Origin of the sequence: Streptomyces sp. NPDC058045 (genome assembly GCF_042885635.1) — a bacterium.
Taxonomy (GTDB): Bacteria; Actinomycetota; Actinomycetes; order Streptomycetales; family Streptomycetaceae; genus Streptomyces.
The window spans coordinates 56,534-66,107 of record NZ_JBHVRR010000035.1 but is presented as its reverse complement, the minus strand read 5'-3'; the positions used below and the strand labels follow the sequence as shown (position 1 = coordinate 66,107).

The 9,574-nt window shown below is 72.7% G+C and carries 7 protein-coding genes; 1 reads left to right on the top strand and 6 read right to left on the bottom strand.

Annotated elements, in window-relative coordinates:
• Nucleotides 1-106: 106 nt before the first annotated feature.
• The 3 genes from pyk to pta all read right to left on the bottom strand — a co-directional run bounded on the left by pyk (nt 107) and on the right by pta (nt 5,001).
• Entirely contained in the window at nt 107-1,537 is a 1,431-nt protein-coding gene (pyk, locus tag ACFVST_RS21035; protein WP_390154043.1) for a pyruvate kinase, read from the bottom strand.
• 130 nt (nt 1,538-1,667) lie between these two features.
• The gene (locus ACFVST_RS21030; RefSeq protein WP_390154040.1) at nt 1,668-2,876 is read right to left on the bottom strand and encodes an acetate kinase; all 1,209 of its coding nucleotides are present in this window, start codon (nt 2,874-2,876) and stop codon (nt 1,668-1,670) included.
• Between the two features lie 55 nt (nt 2,877-2,931).
• A complete protein-coding gene (gene pta / locus ACFVST_RS21025; protein WP_390154037.1) occupies nt 2,932-5,001 on the bottom strand; it encodes a phosphate acetyltransferase in 2,070 nt (689 codons plus the stop codon).
• Between the two features lie 279 nt (nt 5,002-5,280).
• On the opposite strand from pta, the gene ACFVST_RS21020 reads away from it, so the two are divergent.
• Nucleotides 5,281-6,306: an ATP-dependent 6-phosphofructokinase gene (locus ACFVST_RS21020; protein ID WP_390154034.1), complete on the top strand. Its 1,026-nt coding sequence runs from the start codon at nt 5,281-5,283 to the stop codon at nt 6,304-6,306.
• A gap of 75 nt (nt 6,307-6,381) precedes the next feature.
• Here ACFVST_RS21020 and ACFVST_RS21015 read toward each other — a convergent pair whose 3' ends face one another.
• The 3 genes from ACFVST_RS21015 to ACFVST_RS21005 all read right to left on the bottom strand — a co-directional run bounded on the left by ACFVST_RS21015 (nt 6,382) and on the right by ACFVST_RS21005 (nt 9,541).
• Nucleotides 6,382-7,134, bottom strand: a complete 753-nt coding sequence (locus ACFVST_RS21015) for an XRE family transcriptional regulator (protein ID WP_390154031.1) — start codon at nt 7,132-7,134, stop codon at nt 6,382-6,384.
• A gap of 89 nt (nt 7,135-7,223) precedes the next feature.
• Nucleotides 7,224-7,910, bottom strand: a complete 687-nt coding sequence (locus tag ACFVST_RS21010; protein WP_390154028.1) for a response regulator — start codon at nt 7,908-7,910, stop codon at nt 7,224-7,226.
• Nucleotides 7,907-9,541: an ATP-binding protein gene (locus ACFVST_RS21005; RefSeq protein WP_390154026.1), complete on the bottom strand. Its 1,635-nt coding sequence runs from the start codon at nt 9,539-9,541 to the stop codon at nt 7,907-7,909. The genes ACFVST_RS21010 and ACFVST_RS21005 overlap by 4 nt, the downstream gene beginning before the upstream one ends.
• Nucleotides 9,542-9,574: the final 33 nt, after the last annotated feature.

Genomic DNA, 9,574 nt, shown 5'->3' with positions numbered 1-9,574 from the left:
GGCGGGGGGCCCCACCGGGCCTAACCCCCCGGGGTGTTCCCCCCCTGGGCCCCCCCCCCCCGGGGGGCGCCGCGCCACTCTGGCGTGTGCGGGCGGGCGCGGGCCGTCAGCCGGCGGTGGACTCGCCCAGGTGGTGCACGCGCACCATGTTGGTGGTGCCGGGCACACCGGGCGGCGAGCCGGCCGTCATCACCACGATGTCGCCCTCGCCGAAGCGCTTCAGCTTCTTCAGCTCGGCGTCGACCAGGTCCACCATGGCGTCGGTGTTGTCCACATGCGGCACCACATACGCCTCGACGCCCCAGCTCAGGGTGAGCTGGTTGCGGGTGGAGACATCGGTGGTGAAGGCGACGATGGGCTGCGCGGCGCGGTAGCGGGAGAGCCGGCGGGCGGTGTCACCGGACTTGGTGAACGCGACCAGGCCCCGGCCCCCGAGGAAGTCCGCGATCTCACAGGCGGCGCGCGCCACCGAACCACCCTGCGTACGTGGCTTCTTGCCCTGCACCAGCGGCTGGAGGCCCTTGCAGAGCAGCTCCTCCTCCGCCGCGATGACGATCTTCGACATGGTCTTTACGGTCTCGACCGGGAAGGCGCCCACCGAGGACTCCGCGGAGAGCATCACCGCGTCCGCGCCGTCCAGGATCGCGTTGGCCACATCGGAGGCCTCGGCGCGGGTGGGGCGGGAGTTGGTGATCATCGACTCCATCATCTGGGTCGCCACGATCACCGGCTTGGCGTTGCGGCGGCACAGCTCGATGAGCCGCTTCTGCACCATCGGGACCTTCTCCAGCGGGTACTCCACGGCCAGGTCGCCGCGGGCCACCATGACGCCGTCGAAGGCCATCACCACGGACTCCATGTTCGCCACCGCCTGCGGCTTCTCCACCTTGGCGATGACGGGGACCCGGCGGCCCTCCTCGTCCATGATGCGCAGGACGTCCTTGATGTCGTCCGCGTCCCGCACGAAGGACATGGCGATCATGTCGCAGCCCAGCCGCAGCGCGAACTTCAGGTCCTCGACGTCCTTCTCCGACAGCGCGGGCACATTGACCGCGGCGCCGGGCAGGTTGATGCCCTTGTGGTCGGAGATCACGCCGCCCTCGACGACGATGGTCTTCACCCGGGGGCCGTCGACCTCGACGACCCGCAGCTCGACGTTGCCGTCGTTGATGAGGACCTGGTCGCCGATCGAGACATCGCCCGGCAGGCCCTTGTAGGTGGTGCCGCAGATCGACTTGTCGCCCGGTACGTCCTCGGTGGTGATGGTGAACTCGTCGCCGCGGACCAGCTCGACCGGTCCCTCCGCGAAGGTCTCCAGACGGATCTTGGGGCCCTGGAGGTCGGCCAGTACGCCGATGGCGTGCCCGGTCTCCTCGCCGGCCCGGCGGACGCGGCGGTACCGGTCCTCGTGGTCGGCTTGCGATCCGTGGCTCATGTTGAAACGGGCCACGTTCATCCCCGCCTCGATGAGCGATTTCAACTGCTCGTACGAGTCGACGGCTGGGCCCAGTGTGCAGACGATTTTGGAACGGCGCATAGGGCGATCCTATCGGTTGGAATCTGCGATGAATATTCCGTCTGGCGGAAGATGCAAATGGGCGCTGTGTTGCTCAGGTGTTCTTCTCTTTGCCTTCCGGTATTCGTTCTCCGGGTGATTCAGCCGTTTTTCAGGGACTTACCAGGGCGTAGGTCTGCCGGGCGATCTCCATTTCCTCGTCCGTGGGGACCACCGCCACCGCGACCCGCGCGCCGGCCGGCGAAACGAGCCGGGCCCCGCTCGAACGGGCGGCGTTGAGCTCGGCGTCGACCGCCAGGCCAAGGCCCTCCAGGCCGGCGACAGCCGCTTCCCGCACCACGGACTCGTTCTCCCCGACGCCCGCGGTGAACACCACCGCGTCCACCCGGCCGAGAACCGCGTAATAGGCCCCGATGTATTTCCGCAGCCGGTGCACATAGATGTCGAAGGCGAGCTTCGCGCGCTCGTCGCCGGCTTCCCGGCGGCGCCGGATCTCCCGCATGTCGTTGTCACCGCAGAGGCCGATGAGTCCGCTGCGCCGGTTCAGCAGAACGTCGATCTCGTCGACCGGCATCTTTCCGACCCGCGCCAGATGGAACACCACCGCCGGGTCCACATCACCGGAGCGCGTACCCATCACCAGGCCCTCCAAGGGCGTCAGGCCCATCGAGGTGTCCACACAGCGGCCGCCCTCGACCGCGGACGCCGAGGCGCCGTTGCCCAGGTGCAGCACGATCACGTTCACCTCCGCCGGGTCCTTGCCGAGGAGCCCCGCCGTGGCCCGGGACACATAGGCGTGCGAGGTGCCGTGGAAGCCGTAGCGGCGGATCCGGTGCGCGTCGGCGGTCTCCACGTCGATCGCGTACCGGGCGGCCGACTCCGGCATGGTGGTGTGGAAGGCGGTGTCGAAGACGGCGATCTGCGGCAGGTCGGGGCGGAGCGCCATGGCGGTGCGGATGCCCAGCAGGTTCGCCGGGTTGTGCAGCGGCGCCAGGGGGATGAGCCGCTCGATCTCCCCGAGCACCGCGTCGTCGATCACCGTCGGCTCGGTGAAGTGCCGGCCGCCGTGCACCACCCGGTGCCCGATCGCGGCCAGTTGAGGCGAGTCCAGCCCTAGTCCATCCGCGGCGAGCTCCCGGGCGACGGCCTTCAGCGCGGCGTCGTGGTCCGCGACGGGCCCGGTGCGCTCCCGCTTCTCGCCGCTGCCCGGGGTGTGCACCAGCCGTGAGGTCCGCTCACCGATCCGCTCCACCAGCCCCACCGCCAGCCGGGCGGCCGATTCCATGTCGATGAGCTGGTACTTCAGCGAGGACGAGCCGGAGTTGAGGACGAGGACGCGGTGTGCGGGCGCTGCGGTCACGGGCTGGGTGCTTTCTGCTGCGGGGACGGGAGCGGGGGAGGGGCGCCGGGTGGCGTTACGGGTTCTGCGCCTGGATGGCGGTGATGGCCACCGTGTTGACGATGTCCTGCACCAGGGCGCCCCGGGACAGGTCGTTGACCGGCTTGCGCAGCCCCTGGAGGACCGGGCCGACGGCGACCGCCCCGGCGGAGCGCTGCACCGCCTTGTAGGTGTTGTTGCCGGTGTTCAGGTCCGGGAAGATCAGCACGGTGGCCCGGCCGGCCACCTGGGACGAGGGCAGCTTGGTCGCCGCCACCGAGGGGTCCACCGCCGCGTCGTACTGGATGGGGCCCTCGATCAGCAGGTCGCCGCGGCGCTGCCGGACCAGTTCGGTGGCCTCGCGCACCTTGTCCACATCGGCGCCGGAGCCGGAGGTGCCGGTCGAGTACGACAGCATCGCGATCCGCGGCTCCACCCCGAAGCGGGCCGCGGTCCCGGCGGACTCCACCGCGATATCGGCGAGCTGCCGGGCGTCCGGGTCCGGATTGACCGCGCAGTCCCCGTAGACCAGCACCCGGTCGGCCAGGCACATGAAGAAGACCGAGGAGACGATGGCCGCCTCCGGCCGGGTCCTGATGATCTCGAACGCGGGCCGGATGGTGGCCGCGGTGGAGTGCACCGAACCGGACACCATGCCGTCCGCCAGCCCCTCCTGCACCATCAGCGTGCCGAAGTAGGTGGCGTCGGTGACCACGTCGTGCGCCAGTTCCACCGTCACCCCGCGGTGGGCCCGCAACTGCGCGTACCGCTCGGCGAAGCGGTCCCGCAGGTCCGAGCCGGCCGGGTCGACGAGCTGGGTGTCGCCCAGGTCGATTCCGAGGTCGGCGGCCTTCTTGCGGATGGTGTCGACGGGGCCCAGCAGGGTCAGATCGCACACCCCGCGGCGCAGCAGCACCTCCGCGGCGTGCAGCACCCGCTCCTCGGTGCCCTCCGGCAGTACCACCCGGCGCCGCTCGGCGCGCGCCCGCTCCAGCAGGGTGTGCTCGAACATCATCGGGGTGACGCGGTCGCTGCGCGGCGCCGATATCCGGGCCAGCAGGTCGTTGCCGGTGGTGTACCGCTCGAAGAGGCCGAGCGCGGTCTCCGCCTTGCGGGGCGTGGCCGCGTTCAACTTCCCTTCCAGGGTGAAGAGTTCGGTCGCGGTGGGGAAGCTGTTGCCGCGTACCGAGATCACCGGGGTGCCGGGGGCGAGGCGGTCGGCGAGGGTCAGCACCTCCTTGCTGGGCTCCTCGCCGAGGGTGAGCAGCACCCCCGCGACCGGCGGGGTGCCGGCGCTGTGTGCGGCCAGGGTGCCCACCACCAGGTCGGCCCGGTCCCCGGGCGTCACCACCAGGCACCCCGGGGTCAGTGCGCTCAGCAGCTTCGGCAGCATGGCGCCGCCGATGACGAAGTCCAGCGCGTCCCGGGCCAGGCCCGCGGTGTCGCCGAGCAGCACCCGGCCGTCGAGGGCCTGGGTGATCTGGGCGACGGTGGGCGCCGACAGCGCGGGCTCGTCGGGCAGTACATGGCAGGGCACCGGGAGGTCCGCGGTGAGCCACTGGTGCAGCTCCTCGCGGTCGTCGGCGGAGACCCGGTTGACGAAGACGGCGGGGATGTCGCAGCCCAGCACCGCGTAGGCGCGGTAGGCGTTGCGGGCCTCGGCGCGTACCGAGTCGGCGGTCTGGCCGCGGCCGCCGACCACCGGCAGCACCGAGGCGCCGAACTCGTTGGCCAGCCGGGCGTTGAGCGCCAGCTCGTCCGGGAGCTGGGTCTCGGCGTAGTCGGTGCCGAGGACCAGGACCACCTCGTACTCGGAGGCCACCGCGTGGAAGCGGTCCACCAGTTGGGACACCAGCTCGTCGGTGCCCTGCTCGGCCCGGACGGTGGCGGCCTCGTGGTACATGAGGCCGTAGGCGGTGCGCGGATCCTGGGCGAGCCGGTAGCGGGCCCGCAGCAGGTCGAAGAGGCGGTCCGGGCCGTCGTGCACCAGGGGGCGGAAGACGCCGACCCGGTCGATCTGGCGGGTCAGCAGCTCCATCACCCCCAGGTCCACGACCTGCCGGCCGTCGCCGCGTTCGATCCCCGTCACGTACACGCTGCGCGTCACGTGTGCTCTCCGTTTCCTCGGCCGACCCCGCCGCCCGCCCATGGCGAACCCGACGAAACCCCGATGAAACCTGGTGGGGGGCGAAGGGTCCCGGGGGTCATGCTGGGCCGGCTGTTCCTGGCTGGGTCCACCCGACGGTACCCCCGCGGGAGGCGCGGGCGCCCGGCGGGCGGGCTCCCGGCCCTCCGCCGGCGGGGGCCGGGGGCCACCGCGTCCGGGGCACCGTGACAGAATCGCAGCGGCCCCACCCGGACCGCAGGGAGCAGGAGACACAGCACGATGCGCATCGGAGTCCTCACCGCGGGCGGCGACTGCCCCGGCCTGAACGCAGTGATCCGCTCGGTCGTGCACCGCGCCGTGACGCACTACGGCGACGAGGTCATCGGCTTCGAGGACGGCTACGCGGGCCTCCTCGACGGCCGTTTCCGCACCCTCGACCTGAACGCGGTCAGCGGCATCCTGTCCCGCGGCGGCACCATCCTCGGCTCGTCCCGCCTGGAGCGCGCCCGCTTCCGCGCGGCCTGCGAGAACGCCACCCAACTCGTCCGCGAGATCGGCTTCGACGCGCTCATCCCGATCGGCGGCGAGGGCACGCTGACCGCCGCCCGGATGCTGGACGAGGCCGGGGTACCGGTGGTCGGCGTGCCCAAGACCATCGACAACGACATCTCGGCCACCGACCGCACCTTCGGCTTCGACACCGCGGTCGGGGTGGCCACCGAGGCGATGGACCGGCTCAAGACCACCGCCGAGTCGCACCAGCGGGTGATGGTCGTCGAGGTGATGGGGCGGCACGCGGGCTGGATCGCGCTGGAGTCCGGGATGGCCGGCGGCGCGCACGGCATCTGCCTGCCGGAGCGGCCCTTCGACCCGGCCGACCTGGTCAAGATGGTCGAGGAGCGCTTCGCCCGCGGCAAGAAGTTCGCCGTGATCTGTGTGGCCGAGGGCGCGCACCCGGCGGAGGGCACCATGGACTACCGCAAGGGCGAGATCGACCAGTTCGGCCATGAGCGCTTCCAGGGCATCGGCACCGCCCTCGCCTACGAACTGGCCCGCCGTCTCGGCAAGGAGGCCAAACCGGTCATCCTCGGCCACGTCCAGCGCGGCGGCACCCCCACCGCCTACGACAGGGTGCTGGCCACCCGCTTCGGCTGGCACGCGGTGGAGGCGGCGCACCGGGGCGAGTACGGGCGGATGACGTCCCTGCGCGGCACCGAGGTGGAGATGGTCCCCCTCGCCGAGGCCGTCACCGAACTCAAGCGGGTACCGGCGCACCGCATGGCCGAGGCGGAGTCGGTCTTCTAGCCGGGACCTTTCCGCCGGCGCCGGCTCAACTCGGGTCGGCGCGGCGGGTGTTGGCCCGTATCGCAGCGTGGTGGGTCAGGGGCGGAGGTGGCTAGGTCCGTCGCTCGGGGAGTCCGGTTCCGCGAGGCGCCAGAAGCGGTCCAGGATGCCGTCCAGGAAGTCCTGGCCGGCCTCCCGGGCTCTGGCCTGCGCGGCGCCGCCGACCCAGGAGAGGGTGCCGGCCATACCCGTCTGGTAGTCCTGGTACAGCCGCTCCAGCGCCTGCGCCACCTGCCGCCGGGGCAGCGGCAGCAGCTTCACCACCGGCCGTACATACGCCTGCCAGCGGGTGGTGACCGCGCTGTGCAGCAGCCGGGTCAGCTCCTCGTCGCGGCCGGTGACATGGGCGAACTCCCGTGGCGTCAGCGCCAGTACGTCCGCCAGTGCCGTCGACTGCCGGTCGGAGCCGCGCCACTGTCCCTCCTCCTCCATCCGCAGATAGTCCTGGATGGAGACGCCGGAGGCGAGCGCCACATCCTCCGGGGCGAGGCCGCGGGCCAGCCGGTGCTCGCGCAACGTCCCCGCGGCGCCCAGGAGTTCACCCGGGGCGCACCACAACGCGCCCGCGAGGGCGGTGAGTTCGGCCGCGGTGGGGGAGGAGTGGCCCTCCTCCCAGTCCAGCACCGTCGCCGCGTCCACCCACGGCATCCCGTAGGAGGCGCGCACCCCGTGGGCGACATGGCCCGGTTCCATACCGAGGGCGAGGCGCAGCCGGCGGGCGGCGGCCGCGTCGAAGAGGGGCCGCGGGGTGTCCGGCGGCGGACCGGAGAGCGGATCGTACGGAGACACGGGCCCAGCCTAGAGGGCGGGAGGCGGCCGGTGGCCGGGTTCGCCCTGAGCGGAGCGGGCTTAGGAGGAACGTACGGCCGGAGCCGGTCTCAGGGGGCGGTGGTCAGCCACCGGTAGTGCAATTCCGGGCGGCCCACCTGGCCGTAGTGCGGGGTGCGGGCCGCTCGGCCGGTGGTGACCAGGTGTTCCAGATAGCGGCGGGCGGTGATGCGGGAGATGCCCGCGGCCTCCGCGGCGGTGGCCGCCGTCAGCCCGTCGGGGCTGGCCCGCAGGGTGGCGGTGACCCGGCTCAGGGTGGGACCGCTCAGGCCCTTGGGGAGGGCGGCGGGGCCGGGGGCGCGCAGGGCGGCCAGGGCCCGGTCCACCTCCTCCTGCCCGCCCGCCTCACCCGCCGCGGAGCGGAACTCGGCGTACCGGACCAGCCGGTCGCGGAGGGTGGCGAAGGTGAACGGCTTGAGCACGTACTGCACCACACCGAGGGAGACGCCCTCCCGGACCATGGCCAGATCGCGGGCCGAGGTCACCGCGATCACATCCGCCCGATGCCCGGCGGCCCGTACCGACCGGGCCAGTTGGAGACCGTGCCCGTCGGGAAGATTGAGGTCGAGCAGGATCAGATCGACGGGGGTGCGCTCCAGGGCGCGGACGGCCTCCGCGCCCGAGTGGGCCCTGGCGGTGGCGCGGAAGCCGGGCACCCGGTCCACGTACAGCACATGGGCGTCGGCGGCGACCGGATCGTCCTCCACCACCAGCACCCGGATCGGTGCCCCGCTCATCCGGCACCCCCGCGCGCCGCCCCGCCCCGCACCCCGGCTCCGGCCGCGTCCCCCAGCGGCAGCCGTACGGTGAAGGCGGCGCCGCCGTCCGCGGCGGCGGTGACCTCCAGGGTGCCGCCGTGCCGGGCCACCGTCTGCCGCACCAGGACGAGCCCGATGCCGCGGCCGCCGGAGCCGGCCGGTTTGGTGGACCAGCCGCGCCGGAAGATGGCCTCGGTGTCGCCGTCCGGTACGCCCGTGCCGGAGTCCGCGACCCGCAGCAGCAGCTCGCCCTCGGCGCGGGCGGTGACGGTGACCCGGGCGAGGGCCGAACCCTGGGCCGCGTCAAGGGCGTTGTCGATCAGATTGCCGAGTACCGTCACCAGGTCGCGGGCGGGCAGCGAGGGCGGCAGCAGTCCGTCGTCCAGGCCGCTGTCCGCGGAGACCAGCAGCGCCACACCGCGTTCATGGGCCTGGGCGGTCTTGCCCAACAGCAGTGCGGCGAGCACCGGTTCACCGACGGCGGCCACCACCTGGTCGGTGAGGGACTGGGCCAGTTCCAGCTCCGCGGTGGCGAACTCGACCGCCTCCTCGGCGCGGCCCAGTCCGATCAGGGAGACCACGGTGTGCAGCCGGTTCGCCGCCTCGTGGGCCTGGGCGCGCAGTGCCTCGGTGAAGCCGCGTTCGGAGTCCAACTCGCCCATCAGCGCCTGGAGTTCGGTGTGGTCGCGGAGGGTGACCACACTGCCGCGGTGGTCGCCGCCGGAGACCGGGGAGGTGTTCACCAGCAGCACCCGCCGCTCGGTGAGGTGGAGTTCGTCGACCCTGGGTTCGGCGGCGAGCAGGGCGCCGGTCAGCGGTGCGGGCAGTCCCAGGTCCGCGACCGGCCGGCCCACCGCGTCCGCGTCCAGGCCGAGCAGCTCCCGCCCGGCGTCGTTGACCAGCGCGATCCCGCGCCGCCCGTCGAGCATCAGCAGGCCCTCCCGTACCGCGTGCAGCGCCGCGTGGTGGTAGTCGTGCATCCGGCTCAGCTCCGCCGCGTTCATCCCGTGGGTGTGGCGGCGCAGCCGGGCGTTGATGACGTAGGTGCCGGCGCCGCCGAGGACGAGGGCGCCGCCGGCCACCCAGAGCAGCCCCGCCATCTGCTCCCGCACCCCGGCGCTGATCTTCTCCACCGTGATACCGGCGCTGACCAGCCCCACGACCCGGCCCCCGTCCCGTACCGGGGTGATGACGCGCACCGAGGGGCCGAGGGTGCCGGTGTAGGTCTCGGGGAAGGTGCGGCCGTGCCGCGCCTCGTCGATATGGCCGAGGTAGCGGCGCCCGATTTGCTCGGGGTCGGGGTGGGTCCAGCGGATGCCCCGGGTGTCCATGATCGTGACGAAGTCGACAGCGGTGCCGCGGCGGGCGGCGTCGGCGTAGGGCTGGAGGTCCCGGGCGGGGTCCGCGCCGCGGATGGCGGTGCGGACCGAGGGGGAGTCGGCGACGGCACGCGCCGCGGCCTGCGCCTGCCGCCGGGCCGCCTGCTCGGCCTGGCGCCCGCCGTCGACGTAGGTGAAGAGGGCGCAGCCCGCCACGACCACGGCGACCAGCAGCACCTGCATGGCGAAGAGCTGGCCGGCCAGGCTGCGGGGGAGGCGGGCGCGGGGCATGGGGCAAGTCTGCCTGCCGGGCCGGCGTGAACT

Excerpts from the sequence above, each read along its gene's own strand:
- pyk (WP_390154043.1), bottom strand. The coding sequence starts at position 1,537 with ATGCGCCGTTCCAAAATCGTCTGCACACTGGGCCCAGCCGTCGACTCG.
- ACFVST_RS21020 (WP_390154034.1), top strand. The coding sequence starts at position 5,281 with ATGCGCATCGGAGTCCTCACCGCGGGCGGCGACTGCCCCGGCCTGAAC.
- ACFVST_RS21010 (WP_390154028.1), bottom strand. The coding sequence starts at position 7,910 with ATGAGCGGGGCACCGATCCGGGTGCTGGTGGTGGAGGACGATCCGGTC.
- ACFVST_RS21005 (WP_390154026.1), bottom strand. The coding sequence starts at position 9,541 with ATGCCCCGCGCCCGCCTCCCCCGCAGCCTGGCCGGCCAGCTCTTCGCC.